This window comes from Leisingera sp. ANG-M7, assembly GCF_000813965.1.
GTDB lineage: Bacteria > Pseudomonadota > Alphaproteobacteria > Rhodobacterales > Rhodobacteraceae > Leisingera.
Genome location: NZ_JWLI01000005.1, coordinates 35903 through 53114, shown reverse-complemented (window position 1 = coordinate 53114; position 17212 = coordinate 35903). Strand labels below are relative to the sequence as shown.

The window sequence follows — 17212 nt, the reverse complement described above, 5'->3', positions numbered from 1 at the left end:
AGAACATGTCAAATTTCTTGACCCAAAAATCTTTGTCGGAAATTTGATCAAATTCTGGACTCATCAATGCTTCTGGACATATCAATGCGCAGCTGATTTCCATTCCAGCAATAGAACACCCGGGAGGCCCGCAATGCTTGACGCTAACACTGACCTGAAATCCCTGCTCAAAGACCCCAGCCTGCTGGAAACCCGCGCCTATATCGGTGGCCAGTTTACCGATGGCGAAGGCACCTTTGACGTGACCAACCCGGCCCGCGGCGACGTGATCGCCCAGGTCTCCGACACCAGCCGCGCGCAGGTCGCGGGCGCCATTGCCCAGGCAGATGCCGCCCAAAAAGAGTGGGCCAAGTGGACCGGCAAGGAACGCGCCACAGCAATGCGCAAATGGTTCGACCTGATGATGGAGAACCAGGAGGATCTGGCGGTGATCCTGACCGCCGAGATGGGCAAACCGCTGGCGGAATCCCGCGGCGAGATCGCTTATGGCGCGTCCTTCATTGAGTTTTTCGCGGAAGAGGCCAAACGGATCTACGGCGAAACCATCCCCGGCCACCAGCGCGACAAGCGCATCACCGTGCTGAAACAGCCGATCGGCGTTGCAGCCTCGATCACGCCCTGGAACTTCCCCAACGCGATGATCACCCGCAAGGCCGGCCCGGCGCTGGCCGCAGGCTGCGCCTTTGTCGCCCGACCCGCCGCGGAAACCCCGCTGTCGGCCATCGTGCTGGCGGTACTGGCTGACCGGGCCGGCATTCCGGCAGGCGTGTTCAGCGTGGTGCCGTCATCGCGCGCCTCCGACATCGGCAAGGAATTCTGTGAGAACGACGCGGTGCGCAAGCTGACCTTCACCGGCTCTACCGAGGTCGGCCGCATCCTGCTGCGCCAGGCCGCCGACACCGTCATGAAATGCTCGATGGAACTGGGCGGCAACGCGCCCTTCATCGTGTTTGACGATGCTGATCTCGATGCCGCGGTCGAAGGCGCTATCATGTGCAAGTTCCGCAACAACGGCCAGACCTGTGTCTGCGCCAACCGGATCTATGTGCAGGCCGGCGTTTACGATGCCTTCGCGGAGAAGCTGAAGGCCGCAGTTGCAGCGATGAACGTCGGCGACGGCCTCAAGGACGGCATCCACTTCGGCCCGCTTATCAACATGGAAGCGGTCGAGAAGGTGCAGGAGCATATTGCCGATGCCACCTCGAAGGGCGGCGAAGTAATTCTGGGCGGCAACCCGTCGGAACTGGGCGGCAGCTTCTTCCAGCCGACCATCGTCAAGGGCGCAACCCAGGAAATGGCTTTTGCCACCGATGAGACCTTCGGCCCCCTCGCCCCGCTGTTCAAGTTCGAGGACGAGGACGAGGTGATCGCGATGGCCAATGACACCATCTTCGGCCTGGCCTCCTATTTCTACGCCAAGGACCTCTCCCGCGTGCACAAGGTGGCCGAAGCGCTTGAATACGGGATCGTCGGGGTGAACACCGGCATCATCTCAACCGAGGTGGCCCCGTTCGGCGGCGTCAAGCAGTCGGGTCTGGGCCGTGAAGGCAGCCATCACGGCATCGATGACTATCTGGAGATGAAGTACATCTGCATGGCGGTCTGATCAGCCCCTCGGACCGGCAAGGCCAGATGCTCAGTGCCGGGTCAGTGTCCCGGCCACCCGGCTGATGGCACTGGCCCAGGCAAACTCGGTCTCCGTGTCCAGTTCCGCCCCCAAAACATCGCGCAAAGCGGCGATCAGCGCCCGCTTTGCCGCCTCCGCTTCCCGCAGGCCAATGTCCAGATGAGCGTGTTCCTGCGCCAGCTGGGCGCTGATCTCCTCCAGCATGCGGGGATCATCCAGGTTGCGCACACAGGACGCGATCATCGCCGTCAGCATCGTTTTCTGCTTCACGAAGTTACCGCGGAACATCCCCCGTGCTTCCGGCAGGCGGGTGAACAGATGCACATAGAACCGTTCCGCCAGATCAGCCTTGCGGGCGAAGATGCCTGCAAAGCTCTGCTGAACATGCTGAATCTGCTGTGGTCCCATGCGGCTCACCCGGACCGCGCTTTGACAGCACCGGCGGGCGGTCAGACACCGGCGCAACAACCATTCACCGCCTCAGTGTGCCGCCAAATTCCTAACAAGCAGTTGCCTTGCAACTCCTGACCGTTTCCGCAGGGACAGCCCCAAAACAAAAGCCCCCTGGCAAAACCAGGGGGCTTCGTGCGCACGAACCGTTGTCCAGGGGATCAGTTGACCGCTTTGGCCTCGATCTCCGGGCGGCCCGGGCGGGAGGAGGAGATTTCGATCCGGCGTGGTTTCAGCGCCTCTGGCACCTCGCGGTGCAGATCGATATGCAGCATGCCGTTTTCATGGCTGGCCCCGGTCACATGGACATGGTCGGCCAGGGTGAAACGGCGTTCAAAGGCACGGGTAGCAATGCCACGGTGCAGGAAGGTGCGGCCGTCGCCGTCGTCCGCTTTTTTCGCGGACACCACCAGTGCGTTTTCCTTCACTTCGACGTTCAAGTCCTCGTCAGAGAACCCCGCAACAGCGATTGAGATGCGGTAGCTGTCGGCGTCGGTCTTCTCGATGTTGTAGGGCGGGTAGCTGGACTGCGCGGCATCGGCGCTCAGGGCGCGGTCCATCAGGCTGGCGATCTGGTCAAAGCCGATAGTGGCACGGTGCAGCGGTGCAAAATCAAAAGTACGCATTTTCCATCCTCATTCATGAGCGATTTCAGAGTGCCTTCCCCGCGGGGACAGGCTGGTTTTGCGCCGGGCCCCAATCAGCGGCTGCCCGGACAATTCTGAGATAGGAAACGCGATTTACGGCTTCAAGAGGTTTATCAGTCGCCAACGCTGACAAATTTTGCACCGCCAGCAGAGGTGCCGCCGCCAACCTGGATCCGCTTGATCCGCCGGTCCGGCGAGGCCACCGGATTGCGGCGCAGCTGTGCTTTCAGTTCGGCCACCCGCTGTGGCAGCTTCATGCCGAAGGCCACTTGCTTGCCCCGGAAATTGCCGCCGCCGGACACCAGCGACAATATCCGCCCGCGGCCGCCCACCTGCGAAAACACCGGCGCCCCGGAGGAGCCGAAGGTGACATTGCAGTCAATCATCAGCACGTCCCTGTGCTCCCCCATCAGGTTGCACTGACGCTGGCGCGACAGCGCTTCGTCCCGGCCTTTGCCATAGGAGGTTACGGAGATACCGCTCCCGTAATCCTCGCCCGAATGCAGCACAAACGCATTCGCCTGGCTGCTGAGAATGGGCTCCGCTAGACGGATCAGCGCCACATCGTGACGGATGTTTTCCATATTCAGGCGGCGGCGCGGGTCATAGCCTGGATGGGCCGCAATCTGCAGTGCCTGGCGGTCGGCAACCGCAACCCCGTCGCGCAGCCCGGCGCGGAACCTGATCTGCTCTGCCGGGCGCAACCCGCCGTCCTTGCCGTAAACACAATGCGCCGCCGTCAGCACCAGCTCCGGCGCAATCAGCGTGCCGGTGCAGTAGCCCTTACCGTTCAGCTCCAGCCGCCCGACGGCTTCCCAGCCCAACAGGTCGTCGCGGTCGGTCAAGCGGCGCAGGCCGGTCCCCTGTGCCAGCGCGCTCCCGGCATAGGCCAGCATGACCGCCCCCAGTATCAGCGCCCGCCAGCTCATTGCTTGACGAACTTCGCGCCAAAGGAACCGCCCCGTTCCCCCGCTTTCACCCGGCCCACACCAGGCGGCAGCTGCCCGCCAGTGTTCACACCGGTCAGCTGCGCCTGCAGCAGCGTCAGCTCCTCTGCCAGGGCAGATCCAAGAGACACCTGCTCACCGCTGACTTCCGCCTTGGCAGAGATCACCGAAACAATCCGCGGGGTTCCGTTCTCAAAGGAAAAGACCGGCGCGCCGGAGGACCCGAAGTCCACGTCGCAGGACATCACCAGAACCCCCTGCTGGCGGGCTTTCACTGCGCAGACCTCCTGCAAGGACGGCGCCTCCGAGCGGTCATGGGCGTATGAGACCACACCGATCTTGGCGCCCTTGCGCGGGCGTTGTTCGGTCTCAAAAGGGGTCACGGTGGTATTGCGGATCGGGCGCTGCAGTTGCAGCAGGGCAATGTCATTGCGCACCCGGTCCGTCGACAGTTCACCGTCATAGACATAGGAGGGATGCTGCACCGCCCGGCGCACGGAGCGGTAGGCCGAGGCGCGCCCGTTGCGCCAGCCGGCCAGGAATTCGATCCTGGTGGGGTCGATCGGCGCCTTGGTGCGGCTGTCATAGAGGCAATGCGCGGCGGTCAGCACCAGATCGGGCGCAATCAGCGCGCCGGTGCAGAACCCCTCGCCGTTCACATCGAGCCGCCCGACGGCCTCCCACTTGCGGCCCGCATCCAACGTGTCCATCCGCTGCAGCCGGCTGTCCTGCGCCATCGCCGCGGCTGGCAGCAACACTGCTGCAACCGCAAGAATCCACTGCCTCACATGCGTCTCCTCTTATCCACCGGCTGGGAGATTATTTGTCTGTTCAGGCAAAATTACGGCAAGCCTGCGGTGAATGCAGCCCGATTCTTTCTGCCGCCGGTTTCAGCGCAGCACCGGCACCTCCGGCGCGCGTTTACCCGGTGCAGTCAGCGCAGGCGGCTGCGGGCCGCCGGTGGCCCAGTCCAGCAGTTCCACCGTATGCACGATGGGCACTTCGGTGCCCCCTCCGATCTGCATCATGCAGCCAATATTGCCCGCGGCAATCAGATCAGGCTGCTTCGCCTCCAGCGTTTTCACCTTGCGCGCCTTCAACTGGGCGGAGATTTCCGGCTGCATCAGGTTGTACGTCCCGGCCGAACCGCAGCACAGATGGCTGTCGGCGGGTTCCACAACCTTGAAGCCCGCACGCTTCAGCAGCGTTTTGGGGTGGGTCTTGATCTGCTGACCGTGCTGCAGCGAGCAGGCCGCGTGATAGGCAACCGTCAGCCCTTTGTCCGCGCCTTCCGGCAGCTCCAGCTGCATCAGCAGCTCCGAGATATCCATCGCAATCCCTGCGATCCGCGCCGCATCTTCCGCCAAGGCATCATTGCGGAACATATGCCCGTAATCCTTGACCGAGGTGCCGCAGCCAGAGGTGTTGATGACGATTGCATCCAGCCCCTGCCCGTCCAGCTCTGCTGTCCAGGCGCGGATGTTTCTGGCGGCGGCGGCGTGGCTCTCCTCCTCCCGCCCCATGTGGTGGGTCAGCGCGCCGCAGCAGCCTGCGCCCTTGGCAACCACCACCTCACAGCCCAGCCGGGTCAGCAGCCGGATGGTAGCGTCGTTGATATCCGTGTTCAGCGCCTTCTGCGCGCAGCCCGTCATCAGCGCCACACGTTTTTTGCGCGGCACCTCCGGCACAAAACTTTGCGGGTCGTCGTTTCGGCTGACCGGCGGGATGGTTCTTGGCGCCATCTCCAGCATCGCACGCAGCCGCGCATCCGGCAGCAGACCCTTGAACGGTTTCGCCAGCTTCGCTCCCAGCAGCGCCAGCCGGAACCGGCCCGGATAGGGCAGGATCCGCGCCAGCAGCCAGCGCAAGGCGCGGTCGCTCCACGGGCGGTCATAGTGCTTTTCGATATAGGCACGGGCATGGTCCACCAGATGCATGTAATGCACGCCTGACGGACAGGTGGTCATGCAGGCCAGGCACGACAGGCAGCGGTCGATGTGCTTGACGGTCTTTTCGTCCGGCACCCGTTCGTTTTCCAGCATGTCCTTGATCAGGTAGATCCGCCCGCGCGGGCTGTCGAGTTCGTCGCCCAGCACCTGATAGGTCGGGCATGTAGCGGTGCAAAAACCGCAATGCACGCAAGAGCGAAGGATTTCGTTGGCTCGTTTGGTGGCGGGGTCTTGCAGTTGCTTTTCTGTAAAGGTGGTCTGCATATCTTACCCCATCAGCCCCGGATTAAGAATGCCGCGCGGGTCGAATTGCCGCCGCAGCCCTTCGGAGACGGCCGTCAGGGGACCGGGCTGCGGCTGGAACACGCCGAGCCGCGCCCGGGTCTCCTGCGCGGCGCGCACCAGCGTGGCATGGCCCGGCACATTGATCCGGTTTCGCAGCTCCGTCCCAGCGGGGACAAGCGCCCAGATCAGCCCGCCGCCCCAGTCGAACTGCAGCGCCTCTGCCTCCAGATGCGGCACCAGTTCCACCGCATCCGTGGGCTTCACCGAAATCCTCCAGACATCGCCATCCCGTCCCTGGAAGGCCGCAACATCCCTGATGCCCCGCCACAGGCTTTCTGCATCCTCCAGCACCTCCGCCATGGCAAAGGGCGACAGCAGCTTGACCAGTTCCGCACTGCGGTAGGCAGCGGAGTCCCGGAACCCCTCCACCCGGATGTGCGCCTGATAGGTTTCCGCATCATAGGCCGCGCCGGTCACGTCATAAGGGGAACCCAAAGCTGCAGACATCGCCCGCACCGCAGCAGGGAGGTCGAGGCCGGTCAGGGTCACGGTGGCGGCGGCTTCAGCCCGCGGCAGCACCTTCAGCGACACCTCTGTCAGCACCCCAAGAGTGCCGTGGGCGCCGCACATCAGCTTGACCAGATCATAGCCGGTCACATTCTTCATAACCCGGCCGCCGTTCTTGACCACTTGGCCGGCTCCATCCACGAACCGTACCCCCAGAAGGTGGTCCCGCGCGGCACCGGTTTGAATCCGCCGGGGGCCGGAGACATTGGCCGCAATCATCCCGCCGATGGTCGGCTCTCCGCCTGTACCCAGCAGTCCGCGGTGGTCCATCGGCTCAAACGCCAGCCGCTGGTTTTCCGCCGCCAGCAGCGCCTCAACCTCCGCCACCGGGGTGCCCGCATTGACCACAAGCGTCAGCGCTCCGGGCTCATACAACTCCACGCCGGACAACCCGCGTGTGCTCAGTACTTCCCCTTCCACAGCTAGCCCGCGGGTGCCGCCGCCCTGGATACACAGCGGCCCGCTTGCGCCTGCAATGGCCTCGGCTAGCTCTGCCTCGCTCCCTGGTGTCATCATTTTCATCTTTCCGGAAATACTCTGGGGGTTTGGGGGCTAACCCCCATCACTCGGCAGCCAACGCGACCGCGCGGCGGCTTTCGGTTACTTTCAGCGGAAACACCTTGGCCGGGTTCAGAAGCCACTTGGGGTCAAACACGTCCTTGACCTTCAGCTGCGCTTCCAGATCCGCCGCACTGTACTGATGCAGCATCAGGTCGCGTTTCTCGATCCCGACCCCATGCTCACCGGTCAGACATCCGCCTGCTTCAACGCAAAGCTTTAGGATTTCGGCTCCAAAGGCTTCGCAGGTTTCAAGATCGCCCGGCTTGTTGGCGTCAAACAGGATCAAGGGGTGCATGTTGCCGTCGCCTGCGTGGAAGACATTGGCTACAGCCAAGCCGAATTCCTTGCTCATCTCACCGATCCGGCGCAGAACGAAGGGCAGCGAGGAGACGGGGATGGTCCCGTCCAGGCACATGTAATCGTTGATCTGCCCCATGGCGCCAAAGGCGGATTTGCGGCCCAGCCAGATCCGGGCCGCCTCATCCGCATCCCCAGCCTCGCGCAGCTCCACCGGGTTGTGGGAGCGGGCGATCTCCGTGATCAGCCCCAGCTGGTGATCGATTTCCGCTTCGCTGCCCTCGACCTCGATGATCAGCAGCGCCTCGCACATCGGGTAACCCGCCTTGGCAAAGGCCTCGCAGGCCTCAATGCAGGGGCGGTCCATGAATTCGATGGCCACCGGAAGCACGCCTGCCTTGATAATGTCCGATACGCAGGCGCCGGCCACCTCGTTGCTGTCGTAGCCGATCAGAACAGGACGCGCGCCTTCAGGTTTGCGCAGAATGCGCAGGGTGGCCTCTGTCACCACCCCCAGCTGCCCTTCGCTGCCGCAGATCACGCCCAAGAGGTCCAGCCCGCCCGCATCCAGATGCGCGCCGCCGATCTCCGCCACTGTGCCGTCCATCATCACCATGGTGACACCCAGCAGGTTGTTGGTCGTCACCCCGTATTTCAGGCAATGGGCCCCGCCGGAGTTCATCGCGATATTGCCGGCAATGGCGCAAGCCAGCTGCGAGGACGGATCCGGGGCATAGAAGAAATCCTCGTCCTCCACCGCACCGGAGACGCTCAGATTGGTGCGCCCGGTCTGCACCCGGATGATACGGTTTTCAAAATCGGTTTCCAGCACCTCATTCATCCGCGCCACACCCAGGATCACGCAATCCGCCGTCGGCAGCGCCCCGCCCGCCAGCGAGGTGCCCGCACCGCGCGGCACCACCGGCACGCCCTCGTCGTGGCAGATCCGCAGCACGGCTGAGACCTCTTGCGTGCTCCTCGGCAGCACCGCCAGCAGCGGCGGGCATCTGTAGGCGGTCAGAGCGTCGCATTCATAGGCGCGGGTCTCCGCCTCGTCCTGGATAACCGCATCCGTGGGCAGCACAGCCAGCAGACGCTCGGCAAGCCGCGTCTTGCGGGCCAGAATGGCGGGGTTCGGGGATGGCATCTCCATCGGGTTCTCCTATTTGGTAAAATGATATTACCAATTCTTGCAGTCTGGCAAGTGGCGTATCGCCGCGATAGGGTCGGCCCATGATCTGGACCACCCGCCTTGCGCAATTCACCCTCTTTGACCTAGCCGCGCTGACCCTGCTGATCGCAGGCTGGCTGTGGATCGGCTGGCGGATCGAAAACCCGCCTTCAGGGCGGCCCTCGGTGTCCTTGCTGATGGAGGATTTCCGGCGCGACTGGATGAAGCGGATGGTCGAGCGCGACCCGCGCATCTTTGACGCCCAGCTGGCCGGAAATCTGCGCCAGGCCACCGCCTTCTTTGCCTCCGCCGCGATGATCGCCATCGGCGGCGGGCTGGCGCTGATCGGCAATACGGACCAGCTGGCGGGCGTCGCAGAGGACCTGATCCAGGACAGCGCCCCCGCCTTTGTCTGGGAAGTGAAAATCCTGGTGGTGCTGCTGCTTCTGTCCAATGCGTTTCTGAAATTTGTCTGGTCGCACCGGCTGTTCGGCTATTGCGCGGTGCTGATGGCAGCGGTCCCGAACGATCCCGCCCACGACCTCGCCTACCCCCGCGCTGCGCAGGCGGCGGAAATCAGCATCACCGCCGCGCGCAGCTTCAACCGCGGCATGCGGTCAACCTATTTCGCGCTGGCGGCCGTGGCCTGGCTTGCGGGCGCCCTGCCGTTGGGCGCGGCGGCACTGATCACCATAGCAGTGCTGTACCGGCGCGAGTTTGCCTCTACTTCCCGCCGGATCCTGCAGCGCATCCCGCCCGAAAGCAGCGGGGACACGGTTTCGTGACCGCACTGCGGTCTCTGCAAAGCTATGGTGCGGGCATGAAACACCTGCTTCTGACCTGCGCACTCAGCACTGCCGCTCTGCCTGCCCTTGCGGATGAACCGGTGATACAGAACGCCACCGCCCGCCAATCCGGCGGCAGCTGGACCTTCAGCGTCACCCTGTCCCACCCGGATACCGGATGGGAGCACTACGCCGACGGATGGCGGATCCTGGATATGGACGGGAACGAATTGGGCCTGCGGGTTCTGGCGCACCCGCATGAGCACGAGCAGCCCTTCACCCGGTCCCTAGGCGGCGTGCAAATCCCGGAGGGCACCACTCAGGTGCAGATCCAGGCGCGCTGCCTGACGGATGGATGGGGGCAGCAGCGGTACCCGCTGAAGCTGCCCTGAAGCGCCATTTACTGCTGACGGAACTGGAACGTGTCGGAACTGGCGTCGAACTGGGGTACCGGATGATGGACTTGGACCGCAGCCTCCGGCCTGATGGCAGACGGCCTGTCCTGCCTCCCCAGCAGCCTGAATAGTAACTTCCGGCGTAACGACAGTTCTTCCTTGCTCATCTCCATCTCAGGCTCTCCGCTTCCTGCTGCTCTGCTGCAGCATTCCGGAACCGGCCTGATGGCACCTGAACCGTTGCCCCGTGCGGGGTACAGCCCTTTGCCTGACGCCGCGCAACTGTTCCGGCTTCTGGTTAACGCACCAGAAGATGCTGGAGACCGGCTGCGGCGGGAGCGGGGCGGGTTTGCGGCTTTTTCACGGCGGCTGATGTGCCGCCCCGGTCAGACCCGGTGATAGGGGCTGCCTGCCAGAATGGTGGCGGCGCGGTAGATCTGCTCCGCCAGCATCACCCGCACCAGCATATGCGGCCAGACCATCTTGCCGAAGGAGATTGAGAAATCCGCTTCGGCCCGCAGCGAGGGGTCGATCCCGTCTGCGCCGCCGATGATCAGCGCCAGATCCTGGCGGCCGCTGTCGCGCCAGCCAGCCAGCCTGTCCGCAAAATCGGGGGAGGACAGCACCTTGCCGCGCTCATCCAGGGTGCAGATTACCGCCCCCTTGGGCAGCGCCTTGCGCAACAACGCAGCCTCGGCTGCCATGCCTGCATTCTTCTTGTCCTCAATCTCCACCACCCGCGCAGGCCCCAGGCCCAGCGCGCGGCCGGTCCGGTCGAACCGGGTCAGGTAATCGTCGATGAGGGATTTTTCCGGGCCAGAGCGGAGGCGTCCGGCCGCACAGATATGCAGACGCATGAAATTCCTGAAGCAATCCGGCCCGCACCCATCGCGCGGGCCTGCATCAAATCAGCCTTGGATCAGCCTTCGGCTGCCGGTGCAGCCTCGGTGCCAGCGGGCATCCACATCTTCTCGAGCTGATAGAACTCGCGCACTTCCGGGCGGAAGATATGGACGATCACATCACCGGAATCGATCAGCACCCAGTCGCCGGCATCCTTGCCTTCGACCTTGCAGGTGATCCGGTACTCCTGCTTGAGCCGGTCGGTCAGCTTTTCAGCCATCGCAGCAACCTGACGGGTGGAACGGCCGGAGGCCAGCACCATGTAATCGCCGATCGAGGTTTTGCCGCGCAGGTCGATCTGCACAACATCTTCGGCTTTGTCATCGCTGAGTGAGGAGAGAATCCGCTCCAGCAGCTGTTCGCTGGTGGGCTGGGACTGGGCGGCCATCACGGCTGCCCCATTAACAGCGGCATCCGCCGCTTGAGGTACGGGTGACAGGACATAGTCCTCCTTGCAACGCGCCGCCAAGCCCCGGCGCCGGGCCTAATAATAATGTAGCAACCGGAGGGTAACTTTTCAATAAAACCACGCCCCGGCGATGCAAGCCCTGTGCTTTATCCGTCATTGCCCGAAGGTGCAACCCTCACCGGCAACGGGTCGTTCAGCATCCGCACCTCACGCTGCGGGAACGGGATGGAAATATCCTGTTCCTTGAACGCATCCCACAGCGCCAGATAGACATTGCCGCGGATGTTGGTCAGGCCGCCGGTGGGATCGTCGATCCAGAACCGAAGCACGTAATCAACGCTGCTGTCGCCAAAGCCGGTGATGTGGCAGACCGGCTTCTTGCTGCCGTACTGCAGCACCCGCGCGACGCTGGACGCAGCCTCAATCGCGATTTTGCGGACCAGGTGGGGGTCATCGCCATAGCCGGTACCGAAGGTCAGATCCAGGCGCACATATTTGTCGGAATGCGACCAGTTCACCACCTGAGTGGTGATCAGGTCCTCGTTTGGGATCAGGTATTCGCGACCGTCCCGGGTCACGACCGAGACATAGCGCGCACCCAGCGCATTGATCCAGCCGAAGGTGTCGCCAAGGCTGATCACGTCGCCCGGCTTGATCGACTTGTCCAAGAGAATGATCAGCCCCGACACCAGGTTCGACACCACCTTCTGCAGGCCAAAGCCCAGACCCACGCCGATGGCCCCCGAAAGCACCGCCAGACCGGTCAGGTCGATGCCGATAGCCTTGAGCCCGATAAAGAAGGCACCGCCGAACAGCAGGATCTGCGCCAGCTTGGCCGCCAGCACCTGCATTGACGGGGAGATGTCGGAATTTGCGCGGATGCGGTTCGCTGTCACCGAGGATATGACCCGCGCCAGCGTCAGCATCACGCCCAGGATCACCACTGCCTGCACAACCAGGAACAGCGAGATCCTGAGGTCCCCGAAACTGATGGCAACCCCGTCCAGCAGATGCACCGCATCTTCGGTGATGCCGAGAATACGCAGGGTGATCCAGGCCCAGGCGCCGTATTTCACCAGGTTGCGCAGCAGCGGGTTGCCCACCAGCCGGGTGGCAAAGGCGACGATCAGCCAAGCCAACGACAGGTTGGCGATGACCGTCAGCAACCGCGACCGGCTGGGCCAGGTCATCTCCTGCATGATCAGGACAACCATCCAGATCAGCAGCACAAACAGGATACCCCGGATCCGCTTGTGAACCACCAGCCCGGCCCGGATCCGCCAGCGCGGCCAGCCTTCCCTCGCGCGCAGCCAGTCATGAAAAGCGCTTTTCAGCGGCCGCGCGATCAGGGTGGCAAGCACAAAAACCGCCAGCACGATCCCTGCCTGATAGGCGTTCCAGGGCCTCAGCAGCAGCTCTATGCCCTCAGCTGCCAGGTCCCACAATTGCTGGCCAAGCTCCAGTGCTTCGGCGGTGCTTTCAGCAATCGCGTCTCTGGGTGGTGTCTGCTCTTCCGGCTCCATCGCGCGCCCCCATTTTTCTGCCAGTGTGCCGCCGCGATGCGCCCGGATCAAGGCAAGAGCCGTCCTGCCCGGCTCTCCAATCAGCGGGAAAAGGCACCGGCCGGTGCACAGGGGGTGTACAGGGGGTGCACGCCCTGTGCCGCGCAGTCTGAGCGGGGCAGGCTTTCTTTTCCGCACCTAGAACGAATCTTGATTGCCGGCCCGCCGGGATGTATCTGACAGCCATGACCCTCGTATTGGCGCAAAAGATCGAACTGCAAGACCGCGCGCGGCTGCGCGAACGGTTCTTTGGCGCCGCCCGCACGGTCCTGGCGCGCCTATAAGGTGCTTGCCCAGCCCAAAGCCAGCATACCCAATACATCACGGGAGAGGACCCATGTCCCCCAAGACACTCTATGACAAGATCTGGGATGCGCATGTTGCGCATGAAGCAGAGGACGGCACCAGCCTGCTCTATATCGACCGCCACCTGGTCCACGAAGTGACCAGCCCGCAGGCGTTCGAAGGCCTGCGCATGGCCGGCCGCAAGGTGCACGCGCCCGAAAAGACCATCGCGGTGCCGGACCACAATGTGCCGACCACGCTCGACCGCGCCAAAGGCATCGAGAACGAGGAAAGCCGCATCCAGGTCGAGGCGCTCGACAAGAACGCCAAGGAATTCGGCGTGCACTACTACCCAGTGGATGACGTCCGCCAGGGCATCGTGCACATCGTCGGCCCGGAACAGGGCTGGACCCTGCCCGGCATGACCGTGGTCTGCGGCGACAGCCACACCGCCACCCACGGCGCCTTCGGCGCACTGGCGCATGGCATCGGCACCTCCGAGGTGGAGCACGTGCTGGCCACCCAGACGCTGATCCAGAAGAAATCCAAGAACATGAAGGTGGAGATCACCGGCAAGCTGAAGCCGGGCGTCACTGCCAAGGATATCACCCTGGCCGTGATCGGCGAGACCGGCACTGCCGGCGGCACCGGCTATGTCATCGAATACTGCGGCGAAGCGATCCGCGATCTGTCGATGGAAGGCCGCATGACCGTCTGCAACATGGCAATCGAAGGCGGCGCCCGTGCCGGCCTGATCGCGCCGGACGAGACCACCTTTGAATATGTCAAAGGCCGCCCGCACGCCCCCAAGGGCGCCCAGTGGGAAGCTGCGCTGAGCTGGTGGAAGACACTCTACACCGACGAAGGCGCGCATTTCGACAAGGTCGTCACCCTGAAGGGCGAGGAGATTGAGCCGGTCGTGACCTGGGGTACCTCCCCTGAGGACGTGCTGCCGATCACCGGCGTGGTGCCGAACCCCGAAGACTTCTCCGGCGGCAAGGTCGAAGCGGCCCGCCGCTCGATCGAGTACATGGGCCTGACCCCCGGCCAGAAGCTGACCGACATCGAGATCGATACCGTATTCATCGGCTCCTGCACCAACGGCCGCATCGAAGACCTGCGCGCCGTGGCAGACGTGGTGAAGGGCAAGAAGATCAAGGACGGCATGCGCGCCATGATCGTTCCGGGTTCCGGCCTGGTGCGGGCGCAAGCCGAGGAAGAAGGCCTGGCCGAGATCTTTGAATCCGCCGGTTTCGAGTGGCGCCTTGCGGGCTGCTCCATGTGCCTGGCGATGAACCCCGACCAGCTGGCCCCGGAAGAGCGTTGCGCCGCAACCTCGAACCGGAACTTCGAAGGCCGCCAGGGCTACAAGGGCCGCACCCACTTGGTGTCCCCAGCCATGGCTGCCGCCGCTGCCCTCACCGGCAAGCTGACCGACGTGCGCGAGCTGATGTAAGGAGCCAGAAGCATGGAAAAATTCACCAAGATCCAAGGCATCGCGGCCCCCATGCCGCTGGTCAACATCGACACCGATATGATCATCCCCAAGGTGTTCCTGAAGTCGATCCAGCGCACCGGGTTCGGCAAGAACCTGTTTGACGAGATGCGTTATAACCGCGACGGCACCGAGATCGAGGACTTCGTGCTGAACAAGCCGCAGTACCGCAGCGCCGAGATCCTGATCGCGGGCGACAACTTCGGCTGCGGCTCCTCGCGCGAGCACGCGCCCTGGGCGATTGCCGATTTCGGCATCAAGTGCATCGTGTCGACCTCCTTTGCCGACATCTTCTTCAACAACAGCTTCAAGAACGGCATCCTGCCGATCGTTCTGCCGCAGGAACAGGTTGATGTGCTGATGAAGGACGCGGAGAAGGGTGCCAACGCCCGCATGACTGTGGACCTGGAAGCGCAGGAGATCACCACTTCCGACGGCGAAGTGATCAGCTTCGATGTGGACGCCTTCAAGAAGCACTGCCTGCTGAACGGTCTGGATGACATCGGCCTGACCATGGAAAAGGCCGACTCGATCAAATCGTTCGAGGATAAAGCCGCGCAGGAGCGCCCCTGGGTCTGATCCCCGGCTGATTGCCGAAAAACTGAAAACCGCTCCGGTTTGGGGCGGTTTTCTTTTTGCGCGCCAGCTTCGCGCCGCATTTCTGCCGCATTTGCCTGGCGGCACCTTGCTTGTGCACCGGATGAGCAGACACACAGCATCTGGTGGCAAGACCGCCAACACCCTCAAATAGAACTGAAACCCTGATGCAATCCCGCACCAGTGCGGCAGGGAAAGTGTCCATGCATCAGCCGCGCCCTCTTGAGCGGAAAGCCGCCAGCCGGGCACAATGGGGCAAAAATGAGGCAGAGCGCCCCGGAACACTTTGCGGGGGGCTTCAAATCCGGACGCAAGAGGCCAAACGCCCGCGCTGGTTTGAAGGGAATGAAAGACGTGTTTGCACGTATCACAGGCGCGGCGTTCCGCGGCATACTGGTGGCCATGCTGTTTGCGATGCCGACGCTGATTCTGCCGGCATCCGCCACCCAGTCGCCGGAAATCATCCTGTTCATCGCGCTCTTGGGCTGCGCCTTGGCCTTCAGCGAATACGCTTCCCATTTCCCCAGTTTCATCGAATTCCGCAACGCCCCGCCCATTAACCGCATGCGGTTTTCCGCGGCTGCCGCCGCCGTTGGTGCGCTCAGCCTGCTGGCGGCCCACCCGGTCGCGCCTACAGGGCTGACCGCCTTGGTGCAGCAGCTGGGCAGCTGGCTGGGCGGTGGTCTCGACTTTGCCTATTCACCGGTGCAGATGACGGTTCTGATGATGCCGCCGCAGGTGCCGGAACCGGTTGTGCTGATGGTGCGTGACGCGGCTGGACTGGCCAGTGCGATCGCTGCGGCCGCCATCGCCCTTTTTGCGCTGGTCATCCGGGTCGGCCACTGGCCGGTGGGCAACGGCGCCTTCAATGTCTGGGTCAACCTGCCCCTGTTCGATCCCACCACTGGTGGCGATGTGGTGCAGCGCCTGCAACGGGACGGCCGCGTCAATATTGCCGGCGGCGTGCTATTGCCCTTTGCTCTGCCTGCCGCGGTCAAACTTGCCTCCGGCTTCGTGGATCCGGGCATTCTGGCGTCACCGCATATGCTGATCTGGGTGATCGGCGCTTGGGCGCTGGTGCCTGCTTCAATGATCATGCGGGGCATGGCTATGCTGCGCATTGCCGGGCTGATTGCCCTGAAACGGCGCGCGGCCAGCCTCGGCGCGGATGAGGCCTTGCAAACCGCATGAGGCAACTGGCGGCGGGTCTTCTCCTGATCCTTGCTGCCGGGACCGGCTGGGCAGATACCCTCCGCATTGCAACCTTCAACACCGAATTGTCGCGTGCCGGTCCAGGCTTGCTGCTGAGGGACATCACTGGCGGCAGCGATCCGCAGGTCGCCGCGGTGGTGGAGGTGATCACCACCGCGCGGCCGGATATTCTGGCGCTGCAGGGGATCGACTGGGACTACGAAGGCCGGGCGCTGGCAGCGTTCGCTGCGCTGATGGCGGACAGGGGGCTGGACTACTCTTACCGCGTTGCGCTGCAACCCAATTCCGGCCTGCCGCCCCCTGCTCCGCTGGACCTGGACGGCAATGGGAAAACCGGCGAACCGCGCGACAATCAAGGGTACGGAAGGTTCCGTGGCCAGAGTGGCATTGCGCTGCTGTCCCGGCTGCCAGTGGATCATGAAGGCATCCGGGACATTTCCTCTCTCCTGTGGAAGGACATGCCGGGAGCCCTGCTGCCGCATTACCCGGATGGCAGCCCATTCCCTTCAGCCGAAGTGCAGGCGGTGCAACGCCTGTCCGCCACGGGCCACTGGCTGGTGCCGCTGGTGCTGCCGGATGGCTCCCGCCTCAATGTGATGACCTTCCACGCGACCCCGCCGCTGTTTGACGGGCCAGAAGACCGCAATGGGAAACGCAACCACGATGAAATCCGCTTGTGGCAGCTTCTGCTGGACGAAACGTTTGGACCTGCGCCCGAACCTCCCATTGTCATTGCAGGCGATGCCAACCTCGACCCGGAGCATGGTGAGGGCCGCAAAGACGCCATCCGCAGCCTTCTGGCCGATTCCCGCCTTCAGGATCCCCTCCCGCAGAGCCCCCAGGGCGGCACCGCCACAGTGGAGTGGGAAAGCGCAGGCCGCAGGCGGGTGGACTATGTGCTGCCTTCCGCTGGCCTTACCGTGACCGCCAGCGGCGTGGTGTGGCCGGACGGCCAGGATACTCCCGCAGCAACCGCCAGCCGCCACCGGCTGGTCTGGGTGGATTTGCTGATGGACTGACCCGCCTTCCACAACTTCGTTGCGCAGGCAAATCCTCATCTTACCCCTT

18 protein-coding genes are annotated in these 17212 nt (G+C 63.5%); 8 read left to right on the top strand and 10 right to left on the bottom strand.

The window, feature by feature from the left end:
* The first annotated feature begins 133 nt into the window (after positions 1 to 133).
* Complete coding sequence (locus tag RA26_RS05695) at positions 134 to 1606, top strand: NAD-dependent succinate-semialdehyde dehydrogenase (RefSeq protein ID WP_039181184.1); 1473 nt, start codon at positions 134 to 136, stop codon at positions 1604 to 1606.
* Positions 1607 to 1636: 30 nt separating this feature from the next.
* On the opposite strand, the gene RA26_RS05690 is transcribed toward RA26_RS05695, so the two are convergent.
* The 7 genes from RA26_RS05690 to RA26_RS05660 all read right to left on the bottom strand — a co-directional run bounded on the left by RA26_RS05690 (position 1637) and on the right by RA26_RS05660 (position 8483).
* Positions 1637 to 2035 (bottom strand): globin domain-containing protein, encoded by a 399-nt coding sequence (locus RA26_RS05690; protein WP_039181182.1) that lies wholly within the window; start codon positions 2033 to 2035, stop codon positions 1637 to 1639.
* A gap of 203 nt (positions 2036 to 2238) precedes the next feature.
* The gene (locus RA26_RS05685; protein WP_039181180.1) at positions 2239 to 2703 is read right to left on the bottom strand and encodes an Hsp20 family protein; all 465 of its coding nucleotides are present in this window, start codon (positions 2701 to 2703) and stop codon (positions 2239 to 2241) included.
* 134 nt (positions 2704 to 2837) lie between these two features.
* Positions 2838 to 3653 (bottom strand): trypsin-like serine peptidase, encoded by an 816-nt coding sequence (locus RA26_RS05680; RefSeq protein ID WP_039181178.1) that lies wholly within the window; start codon positions 3651 to 3653, stop codon positions 2838 to 2840.
* Positions 3650 to 4408 (bottom strand): trypsin-like serine peptidase, encoded by a 759-nt coding sequence (locus RA26_RS05675; protein ID WP_241482602.1) that lies wholly within the window; start codon positions 4406 to 4408, stop codon positions 3650 to 3652. Before RA26_RS05675 ends, RA26_RS05680 begins: the two co-directional genes overlap by 4 nt.
* Positions 4409 to 4561: 153 nt before the next feature.
* Positions 4562 to 5884, bottom strand: coding sequence for a glycolate oxidase subunit GlcF (gene glcF / locus RA26_RS05670; protein ID WP_039181174.1), 1323 nt, complete (start codon positions 5882 to 5884; stop codon positions 4562 to 4564).
* A gap of 3 nt (positions 5885 to 5887) precedes the next feature.
* On the bottom strand, positions 5888 to 6985 hold the full coding sequence (locus RA26_RS05665; protein WP_039182028.1) for an FAD-binding protein: 1098 nt from the start codon (positions 6983 to 6985) through the stop codon (positions 5888 to 5890).
* A gap of 49 nt (positions 6986 to 7034) precedes the next feature.
* The gene (locus RA26_RS05660; RefSeq protein ID WP_039181172.1) at positions 7035 to 8483 is read right to left on the bottom strand and encodes an FAD-linked oxidase C-terminal domain-containing protein; all 1449 of its coding nucleotides are present in this window, start codon (positions 8481 to 8483) and stop codon (positions 7035 to 7037) included.
* Between the two features lie 80 nt (positions 8484 to 8563).
* Between RA26_RS05660 and RA26_RS05655 the strand changes: the two genes are divergently transcribed.
* On the top strand, positions 8564 to 9286 hold the full coding sequence (locus tag RA26_RS05655) for a DUF599 domain-containing protein (RefSeq protein WP_039181170.1): 723 nt from the start codon (positions 8564 to 8566) through the stop codon (positions 9284 to 9286).
* Between the two features lie 35 nt (positions 9287 to 9321).
* The gene (locus tag RA26_RS05650; RefSeq protein WP_039181169.1) at positions 9322 to 9678 is read left to right on the top strand and encodes a hypothetical protein; all 357 of its coding nucleotides are present in this window, start codon (positions 9322 to 9324) and stop codon (positions 9676 to 9678) included.
* 389 nt (positions 9679 to 10067) lie between these two features.
* Here the strand turns inward: RA26_RS05650 and rlmH are convergent, their stop codons facing one another.
* The 3 genes from rlmH to RA26_RS05635 form a co-directional block, all read right to left on the bottom strand.
* Entirely contained in the window at positions 10068 to 10538 is a 471-nt protein-coding gene (gene rlmH / locus RA26_RS05645) for a 23S rRNA (pseudouridine(1915)-N(3))-methyltransferase RlmH (protein WP_039181167.1), read from the bottom strand.
* 62 nt (positions 10539 to 10600) lie between these two features.
* Positions 10601 to 10972: a ribosome silencing factor gene (gene rsfS, locus RA26_RS05640; RefSeq protein WP_039181165.1), complete on the bottom strand. Its 372-nt coding sequence runs from the start codon at positions 10970 to 10972 to the stop codon at positions 10601 to 10603.
* A 167-nt stretch (positions 10973 to 11139) separates the two neighbouring features.
* Positions 11140 to 12516, bottom strand: coding sequence for a mechanosensitive ion channel family protein (locus RA26_RS05635; protein WP_039182025.1), 1377 nt, complete (start codon positions 12514 to 12516; stop codon positions 11140 to 11142).
* A 224-nt stretch (positions 12517 to 12740) separates the two neighbouring features.
* Here RA26_RS05635 and RA26_RS05630 point away from each other — a divergent pair, with 224 nt between their 5' ends.
* The 5 genes from RA26_RS05630 to RA26_RS05610 all read left to right on the top strand — a co-directional run bounded on the left by RA26_RS05630 (position 12741) and on the right by RA26_RS05610 (position 17163).
* On the top strand, positions 12741 to 12839 hold the full coding sequence (locus RA26_RS05630; protein WP_226429013.1) for an isopropylmalate isomerase: 99 nt from the start codon (positions 12741 to 12743) through the stop codon (positions 12837 to 12839).
* A gap of 53 nt (positions 12840 to 12892) precedes the next feature.
* The gene (leuC, locus tag RA26_RS05625; RefSeq protein WP_039181163.1) at positions 12893 to 14296 is read left to right on the top strand and encodes a 3-isopropylmalate dehydratase large subunit; all 1404 of its coding nucleotides are present in this window, start codon (positions 12893 to 12895) and stop codon (positions 14294 to 14296) included.
* Positions 14297 to 14308: 12 nt separating this feature from the next.
* Positions 14309 to 14914: a 3-isopropylmalate dehydratase small subunit gene (gene leuD / locus RA26_RS05620; RefSeq protein WP_039181161.1), complete on the top strand. Its 606-nt coding sequence runs from the start codon at positions 14309 to 14311 to the stop codon at positions 14912 to 14914.
* Between the two features lie 372 nt (positions 14915 to 15286).
* The gene (locus RA26_RS05615) at positions 15287 to 16123 is read left to right on the top strand and encodes a hypothetical protein (protein ID WP_039182022.1); all 837 of its coding nucleotides are present in this window, start codon (positions 15287 to 15289) and stop codon (positions 16121 to 16123) included.
* Positions 16120 to 17163, top strand: a complete 1044-nt coding sequence (locus RA26_RS05610; protein WP_039181159.1) for an endonuclease/exonuclease/phosphatase family protein — start codon at positions 16120 to 16122, stop codon at positions 17161 to 17163. Before RA26_RS05615 ends, RA26_RS05610 begins: the two co-directional genes overlap by 4 nt.
* The last annotated feature ends 49 nt before the right edge of the window (positions 17164 to 17212 follow it).